Raw genomic sequence first — 17,534 nt, forward strand, 5'->3', positions numbered from 1 at the left:
GTTCCTGGGATCGGGTCAGTCCGACCAACCCTGTGACCGTGCCACGGCGCGGACTGCTTCGGCGAGCTCCGCTTCGAAGAGCTGGAAAGCTGGCAGTGTGCGCAGCGCCTCGAGGCTGACCTCTTCGCCGAACAAGCGGTGGAGGCGCTCCGGCTTTCGCCTCATCCCTCCTTCTTTCAAGAGGCGCCCAAGCGTCAGCTTGGGATCGGCCTCGCGCTCTGGCTCGGCGGGGAGCGCTGACTGCGCGCCACTACCGAGCCAAGGCCGGAAGACCTCGGCATCGACCAGCATCCATGCCTCCGTCTCGCGCACGGGAACGCACGTGACCGTCACGACGTCCGGGGACGCGCGCCGGGCGGCATCGATGCCCGGGTCGACGCAACTCTGTCGCGCATATCTGGGATCGCCTTTGCTGTCTGCATGGATGACGAACAGCGTGCATTCCGCCAAGCGGTCTGCGATGGCGGCGGCGATTCGCTCGGCACGCTCGCCTGGCGCCGGGTACGGCGCGTCGATCCCCAGGCTGTCCGCGACATCGCAAGCGCCGGGAAACAGAGACGAGGCGAGCGCTGGCAGCAAGCGATCCAGGAGCGGCAAGAGGAAGTCGTAGTCGCTCGGGCCTTCCGCATAGAGCCCTGCGCGGAGATAGAGCCGCCTTCCGGTCATTCGGCGGCCTCGCTGGTCGCGGACTGGAGGAGCGCGTCGACCTCGCGCAGCGACACGACGTGCGCGCCGTCGCCTGGCGCCTTCAGCTCACCCACCGCACGTGCGCGCGTTACGAGCTGGCCGTCGCGTCGCACGAGGTCCATGAAGCGCAGATGCTCGGGTCTGTCCCGGAACGCGGCGAGGACGACCGGCGAGTGGCTGGTGAGGAGGAGCTGCGTCGCAGGTTGAGCTGAGTCACGAGAGGCTTCGTCTCCTGGCGTCGCTATCTCACATAGCAGCGAGAGCAGCGTGCGAAGGCGGCCGGGGTAAATGCCGTTCTCAGGCTCCTCTACACCAACGATGGATGGACGAGGCTCGACGCGGAGCGCTGTGAGCAACGCCAGGCCGCGCAGCGTGCCATCAGAGGCGAGGCGAGCCGGGAGGCGCTCGCCGCCGGAGAGCTTGAACTCGATGCGCAGGTCGTCACCGTCGGGCACGACATTGAAGCCGGCGAGCCCCGGGATGAGGGAGACCAGATCCGCGCGGATCTCTCCGAGCGTCGGTGCCGGCAGATCGGCAAGGATGGTGGGAAGGTTCGATGCGTCGGGAGCGAGCGCGATCGAGTCGGTGCGCTCGCTCGAGTCGCGCAGGCGCGCGGTGTCGAGCTGGAGGAGGCTGAAACGGGAGAGCTCGTCGGTGATGAGGTTGATGACCGCCCTCCATCCCCTCTCCGAGTTTGCGTTCCGGAAGTCGACGTACTCCTCGAGGAGGGCAGCGCGCTCAGCGGTCAATTCCTTCGGGAAGTCGAGGTTGATAAGGTAGGTCCCAGATCCTGTCTTGAGCGCCGCAAGCGCGGCGTGTGTCCGTGGACAGCGATAGTTCTGTCCCGCCCAGCCCTCGTATTCGGGCACGATGAGCACGCGCCGCTCGCGCCCGTCTTCGTCCTCGTGGCGCAGGATGACCTCTCGTCGAGGCGGTCCGTCCTTGTCGGCGAGTGCGCGAAGGCATTCTCCGGAGACCACGAGCTCCTCGACGCCTGACGGACGCGCCCGCCGCTCGATGACGAGCTCGTACCGATAACGGACCGGCAGCGGTGGCCCACCGTCTTGAAACGGCGCTGGCGTGCTTCGCAGCGACACCTCGGCTGCGAACCGGATCGTCCTCCCCGCCTCTCCCCCCGAGCGGCTGAACTGATCGACGACCCGCCCCCGTCCGAGCTTGAACGCCTCCTCGAGCGGCATGGATGCGAGCCGCCCCAGCAGCCCGATCGCCTCCAGCAGGTTCGACTTTCCCGCCCCGTTCGGCCCGACGAACACCGTCAGAGGCTCCAGATCGACCGCGAAATCCCGCAGCGACTTGAAGCCGTCGACCTCGAACCGCGTGATCATGCCTCGACCCTACCATGTCCGCGCTTCCGTGCGGCTTGCCGGCCTGCCCCCGATGCGCCGTCTCGCGCAGCCTGGATGCTCGTCGGCGCGCCTCCTCAGCGAGCGCACCGACGCTCGCAGCGCGCGCCGCAGCGCGGCCCTGCCGGTCTCGGCGCCGCGCGCACCCATGGCCCCTCACCACCTGATCGCCGCCGGCTCCGCAACCCAGTTCAGGCTCCCCCCGTTGTAGTCCGGCTCCGGCCGCGTCAGCGCGTACGTCAGCACCACGCCTCCCGTCACCACGGCCGCCGCGCCCGTCCAGAACCACCACCGCGTCCACAGCGACGGCCGCACCGGGATCAGCTTGGCCGTCAGATCCGCCCGCTGCCCCGCGTGCAGATCGAGCGTCGCCGCGTACGTCTCGAACCCGTCCCGCACCACCTCGATCCTGTACTTCCCCGGCGGCCGCTCGAGGTCGATGGGCGCGAGCCCGGCCTCGCGGCCGTCCACTCGCACGAGCGCCTGCGCCGGCTCCGCGCGCACGGCCACGCGTGCGGGGAGGATGTCGAGGTGCAGATCGAGCGTGGCCTTCTCCCCTGGCCGGTAGGTCTTCTGGACGAACGCATCCTGGCGCCCTGGCCGCGCCGCGCGGAAGAGGTGGACCCCCGGATCGAGCTCCACGGTGAAGCTCTTCTCCACCGGCGCCGCCGCGCGCTCGGCGGACCCGGGGAGCGTCACGAAGACCCGGGTCCCGTCGTCGGTCGCCAGCCGGAGCGCGCGCCCGTCGACGGTCAGCGGGGTGCCCGGGGGATCCAGCGTGACCGCCACCCGGACCACGAGCTGATCCAGCTCGGCGACGAACGCCCTCGCGTCGTCGATCTGCGCGGCCGCCAGGCCCTCGGTGCTCGCGAGAACGCGGCGGAAGGTGCGGCGCGCGGCGACGTAGCGGCCCAGGGCGCGCTCGCAGAAGCCGATGTTGTACTGGACGAGGGGCGCGTCCCGCGCCGCCGCCGCCTCCTCGAAGGCGGCGAGCGCCTCGCCCCACTGCGCGTCCTTCGATCGCTGCACGCCGAGCAGGAACGCCGCCCTGCCGCGCGCGGTTCGCTCATCGACCGCCGCTGTCCCTGCCGGCGCCTCTGCCGGCGCCTCGGCGCGCGCGCTACCGGCCGTCGAGAGATCGACAGCCGCCACGACCAGGCCACCCAGGATCCATCGTGTCCGCATCGTACCCCTCGTCCCTGACCGCCCCGTCAGTCCGTCCCGCCGCAAGCGATCTCGCAGTGGGCGAGCGCGCAATCGAGCCCGGCCTCGTGGGTCGCCACCGCGTCCGGGAACATGGCGTCACACTCCATGAGACAGGCCTGGTCCCCGACGTCGCACGGGACCTTGCAGTTGTCCAGCAACGCACACTCGATCTCGTGCTGGCAAGCCGCCATCTCATCGGCGCAGTGCAGGTTCTGGCACTTGACGCAGGGGTCCAGCGGCTCGTTGCCGCAAGCGTCGTCGTCGAAGCAGAAGTATTGCATACATGCCATCCGGTGGCTGTAGGCGACGTAGCCGGCGGCGTGCGCCTGGTAACACGCGCTCTCGCAGGGCGAGAAGGCCGCATCATCCGGGTCCTCGGCGCACGCCTTGACGCACGTGACCAGGTCCTGGCAATCCTGGTCGTCTTTGCAAGCCTGGTAGGTCTCGCAGCAGCGCTCGTCCTCGCACTTGTAGCAGGTGTTCGGATCCGTCGACGGCGAGCACGTCTGGTCGAAATCCGGATCTGTCGGGGCGGGGATCTGACCGCAGCCGGCGCACTCCGCGCCCGGGCCGGCGAGGCGGCAGTCGATGAAGGCCTGCTTCGCGCTCTGCCCAAGAGAGCCGGTGACGGGCGGGCACGCCTGCTCGCACGCGATGTCCGCGTCCCCACCTGGGCCCAGCGGACAAGCGTCGAGGCAATCGAGGTAGGCGGCGCAGCCCGGGTCGGCCGCGCACGCGTTCACCTGGGACAAGCACGCTGTCTGTTCCACGCACGTTCCGCACGCGCTCGCGCCGTACGTGGCATCACCGCCGCCACCGCCGTTGCCGCCCCCGGCGCCCGATCCCGTGCTCGCCGCCGCTCCCGGATCCTCGGATGGGGAATCGCCGTCGCACGCGGGGGAGAGCGCCGCCGCGATGGCTACGGAGAGCGCGGCGAGCACTGGCCGGGTGACCCACGACATACAACCTCCTCGCGAGCGGCAGAGCGATGTTCGGGTGATTCGGGGGAATCGCGTGAATCGCGTGAATCGTGTGAAGAAGCGAAAGAACCCTCTTGGCCTCGCCCCTCCTCGATGATAGCGAGGAGACTACCCCTGGGTCCTGTCGGGCGGCAACGAGAAAGGCGAAAGGCGGCAGGTGGTCGAACCGACACGCGCGCTCTCGATCCTCATCGTGCTCGCTGCGGCGGGGCTCTCCGGCGCCTGCGGCGAACGAGAGCGACCGCAGCTCCTCGTCGTCGTGGACACCGACGCGCCGGTCGCCGCGCAGCTCCTGGCAGACCCCTCCATCTCGCCGGAGGCGGTCATCGACACGGTGCGCATCGACGGGTTCGACGGCGCGTGGCGCCCCGGCTGCATCGATGACGTCGACTGCACGGCGAACTTCGTCCTGCCGGACCCTTCGTCCTGGCCGTTCTCCTTCGGGGTGGCCGCGCCGGAGGAGGGGAGCGCCGTGCTCCGCCTGCGCATCCGGGCGTTCCGCGGCGCCGTCGCGACGCGGGGTAAGGACTCCATCGAGGGGAGGGGGTTCTCGACCATCGATCCTCCGTCGGAGGCCGCCATCGACCGGCTGATCGAGGTCGCGCTCCCGACGTCTGGCGTGCAGACGGTGCAACTCACGCTCTCGGCCGACTGCCTGGGCGTGCCCGCGTCGCTGCGCAAGCCGCCGCGCACATGCATCGATGCCCCCAGGCGGACCGCAGCCCCATCGGAGGGGGTCCTCGTCGGATCAGGGGCAGAGATGGGCGCGACGCGCGCCGGCACGTGGTCGCGCGCGCGGGAGGTCCCCTGCGGCGCCGCGCCCGAGGGCGCCGATGCCGTCTGCATCCCCGGCGGATTCAGCGTCATCGGCCAGGCCGAGCTCGCCGGCGTCGACGAGCAGAGCTACGTCTCGGTCGTGCCGCCGCGGCCGGTGCATGTGGGGCCGTTCTTCATGGACAGGACGGAGTTCACGGTCGGCCGTCTCCGTGCGCTGCTGAACGAGGGGCTCCTCCACGCCGAGGGGGATGACCTCTCCGGGCCTGATCCGAGCAGGGTGGGGCTCGCAGACTGCCGCTGGCTCGGCGTCGCCGACGGGGCGAACGATGGATATCCCCTCAATTGCATCTCATGGCGCCTTGCCCGGGAGGCGTGCAGCGCGAGCGGCGGTGATCTGCCGACGGAGGCGCAGTGGGAGCACGCCGCGCGGGGTCGAGGGCAGGGGCGGATCTATCCCTGGGGTGACGCGTCTCCCGCGTGCTGCACGGCGAGCGCCGGGCGGGGGACGCTGTGCCCTGGCGATCCGGGGCCGGAGGAGGTCGGCTCGCATCGGCCCTCGGCGACGTGCGGTGGCCTGGGCGACAGCTCCAGGGATGGCGTCCTGGATCTCGGCGGCAGCCTGAGCGAGCTGTGCGTCGACAAGCTGGTTCCGTACGGAGAGGGCTGCTGGAGCGCGCCGGGGATCTTCGTCGAGCCCCGCTGCGACGACGAAGGCATCAACGCGCGCGCCTCCCGAGGCGGAGACTGGGCCAGCGGCCCCGCGAACACCAGGCCCGCGTTCCGGAGAGGCGATGTCCTGGACTCGCTGCACGGCTTCCGGTGCGTCTACGCGGGAGGTGCGCCGTGACGGCTCGTGGCCTGTCGACGGCGCTCGCGGCCGCCGGGTTTCTGCTGCCGGCGCTCTCGGCGTGCGAGCCCGAGCCTCGCCAGTGGCTCGTCAGCGTCTCCACGGACGCACCGGCGCCCCGGTTCGGTGATCACCTGCTGCTCGAGGTGATGGGCGAGGGCGCGATCTGCACCGGGTGCATGCGCGTCATCGGGGTGGATGGGCCGGACAGCCTGCCCGTCAGCTTCGGCGTGGTCCCGGGGGAGGAAGGCGCCGCCGTGCGGGTCCGCGCGCGGCTCTACCGGGCCGAGCAGGCGGGCCCCGACGGCCTTCCCCGCGGTCCGGCGCTGATCGACCTCGTGGCCAGGCTCCCGCCGCTCGACGGCGAGACACACGTGGCCCTCGATCTATCCATGCGCTGCTTCGGCGTCCCGAGCCTCCCCGAGCAGCGCGCGACCTGCGACCCGGAGGCGGGCGCGCTCGCGCCGGAGCCGGTGCTCCCGCTGCTCTCCCAGGTCGAGGCCCGGCCCGAGCCCGGCTCCTGGCCGAGCGCGGCCCCGGTACCCTGCCAGGGGCCGGCGCCGGCGGGGATGGTGTGTGTGTCCGGAGGGGTGTTCCTTCTCGGGACGCCGCGACCCGGATACACCGTCGATCTCGACGAGCTGAGCCAGCCCGAGCGCCTCGTGCAGCTCGGCGCGTTCGCCCTCGACGCGGACGAGGTGACCGTGGGCGCGGTCCGGGAGCTCGTGGCGACAGGGCAGATCCGATCAGCGCCCGTGGCCAGGGACATCGACGCGCCGGGGTCGGACCTGGGCGCTTGCACGTACCTCGGCGAGTCCGACGGCGCGAACGACGCGCTGCCCATCAACTGCGTCACCCACGCGCTGGCGGAGGAGGCCTGTTCCGCGCGGGGTTTGCGGCTCCCCACCGAGGCGGAATGGGAGTACGCGGCCGGCAACCTCGATGACGAGACCGCCTATCCCTGGGGCAACGGCGGGGATCTCTGCGCGATGGCGCTCCTCGGCAGGGGCCGGGGCAGCGGGGAGGCCGACGAGGACGTGTTCGAGAACTCCGGCTGTCGCCCGCTCGACGCGCCGGTGCCCTGGGGGCCTGTCGCCGGAGGCGCCCCGAGCGACGTGACCGCCCTTGGCATCCGGAACCTCGCCGGGAGCATGTCCGAGTGGGTGGCCGACACCTTCGCTCCCTACGCCGCGCCTTGCTGGCAGTCGGGCGGGCCGCTCCTCGTCGATCCGGTGTGTCGCGAGCCGGCCCCCGCCGCGGCGCCGGGCTTCTCTTATCGCGGGAGCGCCTGGTCGGGTTACAAGCTGGGGGCCCGGGCCACGGCGCGCAGCCACGACAGGGCGTCGTCGTTCAACCCGGCCACCGGCTTCCGCTGCGCGCGGCCCATGTGACCGCGCTGCCGCGGACCGGGGCCGGCCGGCGACCGCGAACCGCTGCGTCCGGCCGGGAACCACGGTACGCTGCCGCCCGTGTCGGACGATCTCCAGGGCTCGCTCCCGGCCGGCAAGATCATCGCCGGGCGCTTCCGGATCGAGCGCCTCATCGGCCGCGGCGGGATGGGCGAGGTGTACGCGGCCAGGAACGTCGGCACCGGGCGCGACGTCGCGCTCAAGATGATCCGCGGCGTCGTCGACGCCGCGCAGACCCGGCGCTTCCTCCGCGAGGCCAAGGCGGCGACCGCGATCCAGCACCCGAACGTGATCGAGGTGCTCGACGTCTTCGAGGAGGACCACGCGCCCGTGATGGTCATGGAGCTGCTCCGCGGCGAGCCGCTCTCCGGGCTGCGCAAGCGCAGGGGCGCCCTGCAGCTCTACGAGGCGGCGCGCCTCCTCGTGCCGGTCGCCTCCGCGCTCCGCGCCGCGCACGAGAAGGGGATCGTGCACCGCGACCTCAAGCCGGACAACATCTTCCTGTCGGAGCCGCAGGCCGGCGGGTGCGTGCCCAAGGTGCTGGACTTCGGGATCGCCAAGGTGCTCGACCCGACCTCCATCAGCTCGGAGACGCAGGGCGGCAACACCAGCACCGGCTCCATCCTCGGGACGCCTCATTACATGTCGTTCGAGCAGGCGATGAGCGAGAAGGACATCGATCATCGCGCGGACATCTGGGCGATGGGCGTCATCCTCTTCGAGGCGCTCACCGGCCGGAGGCCGCTCGAGTTCGAGAACCTCGGCGAGATGTACACGGCGTTCCTGCAGCGCGAGGTGCCGTCGATCCGCTCGGCCGTGCCCGACCTGCCCGCGGACGTCGCCGGGGTGCTCGACCGCTGCCTGCAAAAGCGGCGTGAGGATCGGCTCGACGATCTGGGGCCGCTCGTCGAGGTCCTCGGCCGCTACACCGATCCCACGTCGGCGGGCGCGCTCGCGGGAGGCAAGGTCGTCGGCGCGCTCGCGCCGCTCGCCGCGTCCTCGAGCTCGGGAGCCGTCGCGGCGCCTCCGGCCCTCGCGGCCCCCGGCGGGCGCGCGCGATCGCCGAAGAGGGCGTTCGCGGTCGCGGCGCTCCTCGTGGCGGCCTTCGTGGCGACGTTCGCTGCGCTCCGCCCCCCGCCGCTGGACGGGCCTGCCGCTCCGGTCCCCGCCTCGGCGGAGGCGGCGGTGGAGCCGCCGCCCGCGGCGGTCGCGGTGCCTCCAGCATCCATGCCGAGCTCGCCCGCTCCGCCCCTTCCCGCTCGGGACGCGCCTGTAGTCGCGGGCGTCGCGGGCGTCGCGCCGTCCGCGGCGTCGTCGTCCAGGCGGCCCTCACCGAGCGCGCTCTCTGGCACGCTGAAGGCGCCGGCGACACCGGCGACATCGGCGACCCCGCCGCCGTCGGCGCCGACGACGCAAGCGCGGGGGATCGTCGACCAACTCCCGTACTGACGGCGAGCGCGCGCCGCGTTACCCTGCTCCCGCGCCATGGAAGGTCAACGCATCGCCGGGAAGTACCGTCTTGCCCGGCTCCTCGGCAGGGGCGGGATGGGCTCGGTGTGGCTGGCAGAGCACCTGTCGCTGCGCACGCCGGTGGCCATCAAGCTCATCGACGTCGAGACCGCGAAGAACGCGACCGCCCGGGCGCGCTTCGACCGTGAGGCGCAGATCGCGGCGCGGATCCGCAGCGCCCATGTCGTCAAGGTGCTCGACCATGGCCTCACCGACGATGGATTGCCGTACATCGCGATGGAGTGTCTGGCAGGCGAGAGCCTCCGCGATCGCCTCTCCGCGCGCCGGCGCCTGACGGCGGCGGAGACGGCGACGATCGTCTCTCACGTCTGCCGCGCCCTCTCGCGCGCCCACGAGGTCGGGCTCGTCCATCGCGACATCAAGCCGGAGAACCTCTTTATCGCGCGCGAGGATGATGGGGAGATCGTCAAGATCCTCGACTTCGGCGTGGCCAAGGTGACAGACGCGCTCGCCATCACCGGCATGGATCCCACGCGCACGGGGGCGCTCCTCGGGACGCCCTACTACATGAGCCCGGAGCAGGCGAAAGGCCTGAAGAGCGTCGATCACCGGTCCGATCTCTGGTCCCTGGGCGTCGTGGTCTACGAGTGTCTCACGGGGGAACGTCCTTTCACCGCCCCGGCGCTCGGGCCGCTCATCGCCAAGATCCTGGGCACGCCCCCGCCCGCGCTGTCCGCGGTGGCGCCGGATGCCGGCATCCCGGTGGAGATCGAGGCCTGGATGCGGAAGGCGCTCGCCGTCGAGCCGGATGCGCGCTTCGCCTCGGCCCGGGAGCTCTCCGAGGCGTTCATGGTGGCGTCGGGCGTCGCCGACTCGATGGATCGCGGCTCCTCCGCGGGCCTCCCGGAGGGCAAGCCGCCCTCGGCCGTGCGCCCCCCCGCCGGGATGTGGGAGACGGGCGACACGGTGGCCCTGCCCTCGAGCGCCGGGCAGGCGCCGGTCGCCGCTGCGCCGCAGCCCCTGGCTGCACCGCAGCCCCCGGTCGCCCCCCTGTCGTCGGCGACGGGGCCGGGCGTGGTCGCGGCCGCGCCCCCTGTTGCGCCCGCGCGCGGCCTCGTCTGGGCGGTCGTCCTGCTGGCGGTCGCGCTGCTCGCGGTGAGCGGCGTGCTCGCCGCGACGCTCCTGCGCTGACGGCGATCCGCTGGATGCCGAGCGCCGCGCGGCCTGCGTCAGCGGCCAGCGCGGCGCGTGGTGTGTGGCGCGCTGCCTTCGTGCTTGATCGCCCGGCGACACGGGGGATACCCTGCGCGCATGCGCCGCCTGGTCCCGTGCGTCCTTCTTCTCTCGTCCTTCGCCCTTGCGTCGGGTTGCGCGACCTACACGCAGGATCTCGATCGCGCCCGCAGCCACTACGAGGCGAACCGGTTCGAGCAGGCGCTGGCGCTGTTCCGGGTGCTCGAGCACGATCAGGACTCGTTCTCGGTCCCGGAGCGGGCGCAGTACGCCTACCTCCGGGGCATGACGGACTACCGGCTGGCCGAGCTCGCGCCGCAGGGCACCGGCGTCGCCGATCCGCGCAAGGGCTACCGCGACAACGCGCGCCACTGGCTCGGGCTCGCCGCGGCGACCGAGAAGCTGGCCCCCGGCGGCATCACCAGCGAGCAGAAGAACCGCCTGACCGAGACGCTCGCGGACCTCAACCGCGACGTGTACGGCGGCGCCGAGGCGCTGCCCGAGGGGGGCGCGGCGCCGTCGTCCGAGGCTCCCGCGTCGCCCGAGGAGCCGCCGTCGGAGTCGGAGCCGTCGGCGCCCACGCTCTGACCGCCGCGCGCTGACGTCCCGCTCGTCGCGCCTCGCGGGCATCGACTCGGGTGCGCGCTTCGCATTGCGTGCGCGCGTCCCCGCCGGCACGTCCGCCGTGACGATCGGGCGTGCGCGCGTCCCGGCAGCGCGCGCAGATCCGTGCGGCACGCGCAGCGTGCGAGCGGCCCATTGCGTGGGCGCGCGGGGTGTCTGGAATGGAACGGAAAGGGGCGGGGGGTGCGCCGTGTGTGGCGCAGGATCGCGGGTCGGCGAGGGGTCGCTCGCTACGACAACCGCCGGCGCAGGGATTCGATCTCGTCCTTCGCGGCGAGCTTACGTTTCTTGAGCTGGGCAGCTTCCATTCTCTCCCCCGGTGTCAGGAACGCCCGTCGACCCAGCTGCCTGAGGCGGGAGTCGAGCTCGCGATGACGCGCTTCCGCCATGCTCAGCCGCTGCTCCGTGCCGATTCCAGTCACCGCGCGAGGAGAGATGATCTGATGCTTCATGTGCCCACCTCCAAGGCCCCACAACGGGGCCGTGATGCCTTCGAGGGCCCACAACAGAAGCCCTCGTTCTGATCGTCGCTGGAGAGGAGAACGCCGCCGACCGAGCTACACGCCGAGACAGCGGCCTGATGAACGAATGCGAGATTACCGCAACATGGCGGATCCATGCAGGCTTTTTGTCGGGCGAGGCCATTCTGCAATTTCACAGAGCAGCCGTTTGTAGTCAGGGATTGCCCTACGGCGTACAGCAATCCACCGGTGTCCCGGACGGCCGGGCCGGACTCTCCGTCCCTGCACGTTGCGGAACAACCTCGAGCGTGGGGCTATTCTTCCCCGGCAATGTCGACTTCCTGCGCCACCTCGGTCGCCCTTCTGGCCCTTGCGGTCGTCCTGGGCGGATGCACTTCGGAGGCCAACGTGCCGGCGCCGGCGCGATCGCCGCAGCCGGCCTCGGCGCGCGCGCCGGTCGAGCTCGCGCCGGTCGTCGTGTCGCCTTACTCGGACGCCGAGCTCGCGGCGGAGTTCGAGCGGGCGCGCGCGCTGCTCCTGGCCGACAAGGCGCGTGAGGCGGCGCCCCTGTTCGAGCGGCTCGCCCGCCTCTCGCCGGGCGGCGAGGTCGCGCCCCCGAGCCTGTTCAACGCCGGGCTCGCGCACGAGGCGCTCGGCGACCGCGCGCTCGCGGCCGAGCGCTACCGCGAGGTGGCGCAGCGCTTCCCGGACCACGCCGTCGCGCGCGGCGCGCTCTTCCGGCTCTCGCGCGCGGCGGCCGTCCTCGAGCGGTGGCCCGAGCTCGTCGAGGTGTCGCGCCGCCTGCTCCGCCTCGGCGATCTGAGCGTGCTGGAGGCGATCGAGGCGCGCGGCGCGCTCGCCCTCGGCCTGGTCGAGCAGGATCTCGTGGAGGAGGCGGCGCGTCAGGTCGCGCTCGCGCGCGATCTCATCGAGGAGCACCGGCTGGGCGAGTCCGGCAAGCCGCCGATCGAGCTCGCGCAGGTGAGCTTCGCGCTCGGTGAGGTGCGGCGGCGCCGGAGCGAGGCGATCACCTTCGTGCCGGTGCCGGCGAGCTTCGCCGAGGCGCTCGAGCGCCGCTGCCAGGGGCTGCTCGACGCGCAGAGCGCCTACACCGAGGCGATGCGCAGCCTCGACGCCCACTGGTCGGCGATGGCGGGTTACCGCATCGGGCAGCTCTACAAGGAGCTCCACCGCGACGTGATGCGGGTCCCGCCGCCGCGGAGCGCCGACACCCCGAGGGAGAGGCAGCTGTTCGAGGGGGCGATGCGCCTGCGCTACCGCGTGCTCCTGGAGAAGGGGCAGAAGATGCTCGCCGGCACCGTGCGCCTCGGCGACCGCACCGGGGAGTCGTCGGCGTGGGTCCTCCGCGCCCGCGACGCGCAGCGCGAGATAGAGCTCGCGCTCGCCGACGAGCAGGCGGCCCTCGCGAGGCTCCCCTTCACCGAGGCCGAGCTCCTCGCGGCGCTCGACGCCCTGAAGACGGCGGCGCCGAAGCGGCCGTGAGCCCCGCGCGGGCGGCGGGGGTGGGGCCCGCGCGGCTCAGTTCAGCGTCGGCGCGCACCCGAAGAGCACGTCGAGCTCCGCGCGCACCTCGTGTTGCACCGTCGTGCAGGACGCGGGGCAGAGGATGATCTTCTTCGGGAGCACATCGCTGTCGTAATACCACCCCGGCCCCGTGCCGCAGTCCGCTGCGTCGTCCGCCTTCGGGACCTCCAGCGGGCTCGCGCTCTCGGGCGCGAACCTGACCGCGACCCGGCTCGTGTCGAGGACGGCGCCCGCGGGCGGCGCGGGGATGAGGAGCTCGCACGGGAGCGCCGACGCGCGGATCTCGGCCATCTTCGCCGAGAACGCCGTGATGTCCGCCGTGACATCGAACGCGCGGGTCGTCCCGCCGGCGGCGGCGATCTGGTCCAGGTTGGTGAGCGTCGAGCCTTGCACCGCGACGACGTAGGTCTGGACGCCGTTGTAGCGGAGGGCCCTCTGCGCCATCTCCGCGGTGCTCGCGACGGTGTTTCCGGAGCAGCCCGAGGGATCGCCGTCGGTCGCGAGCACGACGATCACCTTGTGGGAAGGGTTCGCGTCCTTGTAGGCGGTCGCGTTCGTGAGCACCCCCTGGAGCGCCGGGCGCATGGGCGTCCCGCCGCCCGGCGAGGTGCTCTGGATGGAGGCGGTGAGCTCCGGCGTGTTCACCGGCAGCTCGCCGATGGCGACAGCGAGCTCGTCGTAGCTCGTGTGGTTGCAGTCGCTCTGCCCATTGCTGCTCCGCGGGAAGTAGGTCAGCCCCACGTTCATCCCGGCCGAGGCGGCGTCGGTCACGAACGCCGAGAGCGCGTTCGTGACGCCGACCCATTTCGAGCCGAGCATGCTGCCGGATCGGTCGAGCAGGATGAGCATATCGAGCGGCAGGAGCGTGGCCTCCGCGCTCGCCTGGGCGCAGGAGGACCCCTCCCCGAGGCCGCCCTCGCCGGCGCCGCCGAGCCCACCCCCCTCGCCGAGCGACGTGTCCCCGCTCGCGCTGCTCACGCCGAACGAGCCGCCGGCGCCGCTCGCGGCGTCATCCGGCGGGGGGATCGTCGCCGGCTTCTCGTCCTCGGTGGCCGCGCAGCCGCCCGACTGCGCCGCGATCCCGGCGGCGACGAGGAAAGGGGCAAACACGAAATGACGTCGGAAGGACATCTCTGCGCTCCTCTGAAAATGGGCGCGACGTGGCTCGCTGCCGCGGGGCTCACGCGCGAAGTGGTCTGTCTATCGAGGGGTGGCCGAGCTCCGAGACGATCTCGTCAGTGTATGCAGTTCTCGAACAACGCGCGATAGGGGCTCTCCGGTTTGTAAGCCCCGCTCGTGTCGTGCTGTCGTTGCTCTCTCTTCTTTCGTCGCTTGTCGCGGCTCTCGTCGCTTGTCGCAGCTCTCGTTGCTCCTCGCGGCGCTCGTCGCACTCGCGGTCTCGCGCGCGCCGGCGCGGCGGGGCCCGGCGTCTTTGCTCGTCGCTCGTCGCTGATCGCGCCGACCGTTCCGGGTGCTCGCGCGCCGGAACATCATGTTTCCTTGCGCAGCCGCGAAGGACGCGTAATTCCCACGAGGTGCGTCACGCGTGCTGGAAAGAGGCGAACATGACTAGGTGGATTCCATGGGTACTTTCCGCTGTCGCCCTGACGGATCTCGGCTGTTCGACTGCGACGTCCGCGGGCAGCTCGGGCCCGGCGGGGGCCGGCGGCGCCGCCGGGGCGGCTGCCTCGAGCGGAGGGGGCGGCGCAGGCGGGGACGACGCGCCGTGCCGGATCGACTGCTCGCTCGTCCCGACATCGCAATGTGTCATGGCCGTCTGCAACGAGGCGACGCGTGATTGCGAGCTCGTCCCCAGCGCGGGCGGGGAGCCCTGTGACGACAGGGACGCCTGCACGGTCGGCGAGACGTGCGACGAGGGGGTCTGTCAGGGCGGGGCCCAGGAGGACTGCGGCCTCGCGCCGGACGCCTGTCACGTGGTCACGTGCGTCGACGCGGGCGGCGCGCCTCGCTGCGGGGTGGAGCCGAGGGCGAACGGGGCCCCGTGCGCGACGGAAGACCGCTGTCTCCTCGACGCGGCGTGCCTGGACGGCGCCTGCGTCGGGACGCCGCGGGACTGCTTCTTCTTCCACGTGCCGGACTCCTGTCATGTCGGTGCGTGCGACCCGGCCACCGGTGCGTGCGAGGCGGTTCCGGGGAACGAGGGGGCGCCGTGCGCGGACTCCGGCGATCTCTGCATGGTCGGCAAGACCTGCCAGACCGGCCGCTGCGAGGGGGGCGTCCCGAAGGACTGCAGCGCGCTGAGCGTCGGGTGCAACGATGGCGCCTGTGATCCGGGCTCTGGCAATTGCTATGCTGAGCCGATCGGACCGGGCGGCGCCTGCCTCTCTGCGACCGACGAGTGCAATCGTGGCGTCTGTGACGAGAGCGGCGCCTGTATTTCCATCCCCACCCCGGGGGAGTCGTGCCTCTCGCAGGCGGTCGGTTGCACGCGCGGCGTCTGCAGCGAGGCGGGGGTGTGCACGGCGCGCCCGGTTCCCGACGGCGGGGTCTGCGTCGACAGCGACGCGTGCACCGTGGGGGAGTCCTGCCTGGCTGGCGTCTGTCAGGGCGGCGCCGCCGCGGCGGCGCCGGTGGTCTATTTCCGGGATACGTTCGAGAGCGACGGGGCCGGGTGGGAGCTCGGTCCGACCTGGCAGATCGGCGCGGCGAAGGCGTCAACCGGGCAGACCTACGGGCACGCCGATCCGGCGCTCGATCACACGGCGACGCCGGACAACGGGGTGGCCGGCGTGGTCATCGGAGGGAACGCGCCCCTCGGGGTCCACCCGTACTTCTACCTGACGAGCCCGGTCGTCAACGCCGATGTCGCGGGCGGCGTGTACCTGACGTTCTGGCGTCTCCTGAACAGCGATGAGGCGCCTCACATGACGAACCGCGTCGAGGTCTATGACGGCGTCCGCTGGAAGGTGCTCTTCGAGTCGGGGGCGTACCCCGGCGTCCGCGACTCGGCCTGGACGAAGGTCGTCCATGATCTGACGCCCTACAAGAACGCCGGCCTGCGGGTCCGCTTCGGCTACGAGATCGGGCGGGAAGCCTTCGTCGACACCGTGTCGAGCTGGAACATCGACGATGTGGAGATCGCGAACGCAGCTTGCCCGTAGAGCCCGCGACAGGGGCGCGGGGAGGCACAGGGACCTTGCGCCCTCGGCAGCTCGACTCCGATGTTCGAGCGGCGACCCTGGCTCACCGCTCCACGACGGCCGAGAGCGCCGCCGTGATCGCCCGGGAGACGTCGTCGACCGCGCCATCCCCGTCGATATGGATGACCCTGTCCCCCGGGACGAGCTCCTCCGCCCGGCGGTATGCCTCCGCGAGCCGCGCCTGCAGCTCGGTCTTCTCGAACAGCTCCTCCGCCCCCCCGCGGCCGCGGCGGCGCTTCTCGGCGATCTCGGGCGCCACGTCGATCACCACCGTGACGTCGGGCCTCAGGGCGTGGCGGTTGAGCTCACGGATCCATTCGACGATCCCCCCGGAGCCCGCCCCGTCCTCGCCCGCCGTCGTGGACTGGTAGGCCAGGCTCGACAGATCGTAGCGATCCGAGATCACGACGTACCCGTCGCGGAGGAGCGGCTCGATCTCGGCGCCGAGGTGATCGAGGCGATCGGCCGAGAAGAGGAGCGCCATGATCTCCGCCTGGCGGGCGCCGGGAAGCGAGATCCGGTGGGTCAGGACCTGCCGGAGCAGCGCGCCCACCGGCCCGGCGCTCGGCTCTCGGGTGACATGCACCATGCGCCGCGCCGCCCTGAGGTGCGCCGCGTAGCGCTCGGCCTGCGTGCTCGTGCCGGCGCCGTCGATGCCCTCGAACACCACGAAGACGCCACGGCCGGCTTCCCCCGCCGGGCGCGACGCGGGGCTCTCCTGCTCGCCTCTCGTCCTCGGCATCTAGCTCGCCTCCTCGCTCGACTCCGCGACGGGCGGCGCGTCCTCCCCGAGCACGACGTTGTCGATGAGCCGCGTCGTCCCGACGCGGACGGCGACCGCCAGCAGCGCCCGATCGCCGATCGCCGCGGAGTCGCTCCAGATCGCCAGGGACTCGGGATCGGCGAGGTCCACGTAATCGATGCTCGTCGCGGCGGCCGCGAGGCGCGCGCGCGCGGGCTCGAGGAGCGCCGCGGCGCGCCGCTCGCCGCGGGCGAAGGCGCGGCAGGCGCCGGCGAGGGAGAGCGGGATGGCGCGCGCCGCGCTCCGCTGCTCCGGCGAGAGGTAGGCGTTCCGCGACGACATGGCGAGGCCGTCCGGCTCGCGCACCGTCGTGGCCCCGACGATCTCGACGGGAAGGAACAGGTCGGCGACGAGCCGCCGGATGACCTGGAGCTGCTGGTAGTCCTTCCGGCCGAAGACGGCCATGCACGGCCCGGCGAGCGAGAGCAGCTTCGTCACCACGGTGGCGACGCCCTCGAAGTGCGCGGGCCGATGGACGCCGCAGAGCGGGTCCGCGGTCGCGCCGACGCGCACGCGCGTCTCCTCGCCGGGCGGGTACATCGCCGCGACGTCCGGAGCGAACACGCCGTCGGCGCCGGCCTCCGCGCAGGCGGCGAGGTCTCGCTCGAGCGTCCGCGGGTAGCGCGCCAGGTCTTCGCCCGCGCCGAACTGGGTCGGGTTGACGAAGATGGTCACGGCCACGAAGTCCGTCCTCCGCCGCGCCTCCGCGATCAAGGCGAGGTGGCCTGCGTGGAGCGCGCCCATCGTCGGGACGAGGCCGACGCGGCTCCCTCCCGCACGAGCCCGGTCGCATGCCACCCTGAGCTCGCCAGGATGTCGCCAAAACTCCATAATTGAACCCTATCAGACGTACGGTAAAACCGGAGCTTCGATCATGGTTGACCCGCCGTCCACCCCAGATAACGACCTCGCGCCCGACTCCGAAGAAGGCGTGGATTCAGCTCAGGTCGCCGGCCCTGCATCGCGCC

General features: G+C 72.0%; 15 protein-coding genes. 7 read left to right on the plus strand and 8 right to left on the minus strand.

Going from position 1 to position 17,534, the window contains the following annotated elements; all coding sequences use genetic code 11:
* Positions 1–15: 15 nt before the first annotated feature.
* The 4 genes from WMF45_RS04650 to WMF45_RS04665 form a co-directional block, all read right to left on the minus strand.
* Entirely contained in the window at positions 16–666 is a 651-nt protein-coding gene (locus WMF45_RS04650) for a hypothetical protein (protein ID WP_437715758.1), read from the minus strand.
* On the minus strand, positions 663–2,033 hold the full coding sequence (locus tag WMF45_RS04655) for an AAA family ATPase (RefSeq protein ID WP_437715759.1): 1,371 nt from the start codon (positions 2,031–2,033) through the stop codon (positions 663–665). The genes WMF45_RS04650 and WMF45_RS04655 overlap by 4 nt, the downstream gene beginning before the upstream one ends.
* 174 nt (positions 2,034–2,207) lie before the next feature.
* Positions 2,208–3,236: a PEGA domain-containing protein gene (locus WMF45_RS04660; protein WP_437715760.1), complete on the minus strand. Its 1,029-nt coding sequence runs from the start codon at positions 3,234–3,236 to the stop codon at positions 2,208–2,210.
* A 26-nt stretch (positions 3,237–3,262) separates the two neighbouring features.
* Positions 3,263–4,219 (minus strand): hypothetical protein, encoded by a 957-nt coding sequence (locus tag WMF45_RS04665; protein WP_437715761.1) that lies wholly within the window; start codon positions 4,217–4,219, stop codon positions 3,263–3,265.
* Between the two features lie 175 nt (positions 4,220–4,394).
* Between WMF45_RS04665 and WMF45_RS04670 the strand changes: the two genes are divergently transcribed.
* The 5 genes from WMF45_RS04670 to WMF45_RS04690 all read left to right on the plus strand — a co-directional run bounded on the left by WMF45_RS04670 (position 4,395) and on the right by WMF45_RS04690 (position 10,561).
* Positions 4,395–5,861, plus strand: coding sequence for a formylglycine-generating enzyme family protein (locus tag WMF45_RS04670; protein ID WP_437715762.1), 1,467 nt, complete (start codon positions 4,395–4,397; stop codon positions 5,859–5,861).
* Positions 5,858–7,252, plus strand: a complete 1,395-nt coding sequence (locus tag WMF45_RS04675; protein WP_437715763.1) for a formylglycine-generating enzyme family protein — start codon at positions 5,858–5,860, stop codon at positions 7,250–7,252. The genes WMF45_RS04670 and WMF45_RS04675 overlap by 4 nt, the downstream gene beginning before the upstream one ends.
* Positions 7,253–7,330: 78 nt before the next feature.
* On the plus strand, positions 7,331–8,719 hold the full coding sequence (locus WMF45_RS04680) for a serine/threonine-protein kinase (protein ID WP_437715764.1): 1,389 nt from the start codon (positions 7,331–7,333) through the stop codon (positions 8,717–8,719).
* A 36-nt stretch (positions 8,720–8,755) separates the two neighbouring features.
* A complete protein-coding gene (locus WMF45_RS04685; protein ID WP_437715765.1) occupies positions 8,756–9,931 on the plus strand; it encodes a serine/threonine-protein kinase in 1,176 nt (391 codons plus the stop codon).
* A 120-nt stretch (positions 9,932–10,051) separates the two neighbouring features.
* The gene (locus WMF45_RS04690) at positions 10,052–10,561 is read left to right on the plus strand and encodes a hypothetical protein (protein WP_437715766.1); all 510 of its coding nucleotides are present in this window, start codon (positions 10,052–10,054) and stop codon (positions 10,559–10,561) included.
* Positions 10,562–10,827: 266 nt separating this feature from the next.
* Here WMF45_RS04690 and WMF45_RS04695 read toward each other — a convergent pair whose 3' ends face one another.
* A complete protein-coding gene (locus WMF45_RS04695) occupies positions 10,828–11,049 on the minus strand; it encodes a DUF465 domain-containing protein (protein ID WP_437549698.1) in 222 nt (73 codons plus the stop codon).
* 339 nt (positions 11,050–11,388) lie between these two features.
* Between WMF45_RS04695 and WMF45_RS04700 the strand changes: the two genes are divergently transcribed.
* Positions 11,389–12,561: a tetratricopeptide repeat protein gene (locus WMF45_RS04700; protein WP_437715767.1), complete on the plus strand. Its 1,173-nt coding sequence runs from the start codon at positions 11,389–11,391 to the stop codon at positions 12,559–12,561.
* A gap of 36 nt (positions 12,562–12,597) precedes the next feature.
* Here the strand turns inward: WMF45_RS04700 and WMF45_RS04705 are convergent, their stop codons facing one another.
* Positions 12,598–13,734: a vWA domain-containing protein gene (locus WMF45_RS04705; protein WP_437715768.1), complete on the minus strand. Its 1,137-nt coding sequence runs from the start codon at positions 13,732–13,734 to the stop codon at positions 12,598–12,600.
* Between the two features lie 434 nt (positions 13,735–14,168).
* On the opposite strand from WMF45_RS04705, the gene WMF45_RS04710 reads away from it, so the two are divergent.
* A complete protein-coding gene (locus tag WMF45_RS04710; RefSeq protein ID WP_437715769.1) occupies positions 14,169–15,725 on the plus strand; it encodes a hypothetical protein in 1,557 nt (518 codons plus the stop codon).
* A gap of 82 nt (positions 15,726–15,807) precedes the next feature.
* Here WMF45_RS04710 and tmk read toward each other — a convergent pair whose 3' ends face one another.
* Complete coding sequence (gene tmk / locus WMF45_RS04715; protein ID WP_437715770.1) at positions 15,808–16,506, minus strand: dTMP kinase; 699 nt, start codon at positions 16,504–16,506, stop codon at positions 15,808–15,810.
* Positions 16,507–17,397 carry a pantoate--beta-alanine ligase gene (gene panC, locus WMF45_RS04720; protein ID WP_437715771.1) on the minus strand — a complete coding sequence of 297 codons (891 nt, stop codon included), beginning with the start codon at positions 17,395–17,397 and terminating at the stop codon, positions 16,507–16,509.
* Between the last annotated feature and the right edge of the window lie 137 nt (positions 17,398–17,534).

Origin of the sequence: Sorangium sp. So ce448, assembly GCF_051520915.1 — a bacterium.
In the GTDB taxonomy this organism is placed as follows: Bacteria; Myxococcota_A; Polyangia; order Polyangiales; family Polyangiaceae; genus Sorangium; species Sorangium cellulosum_B.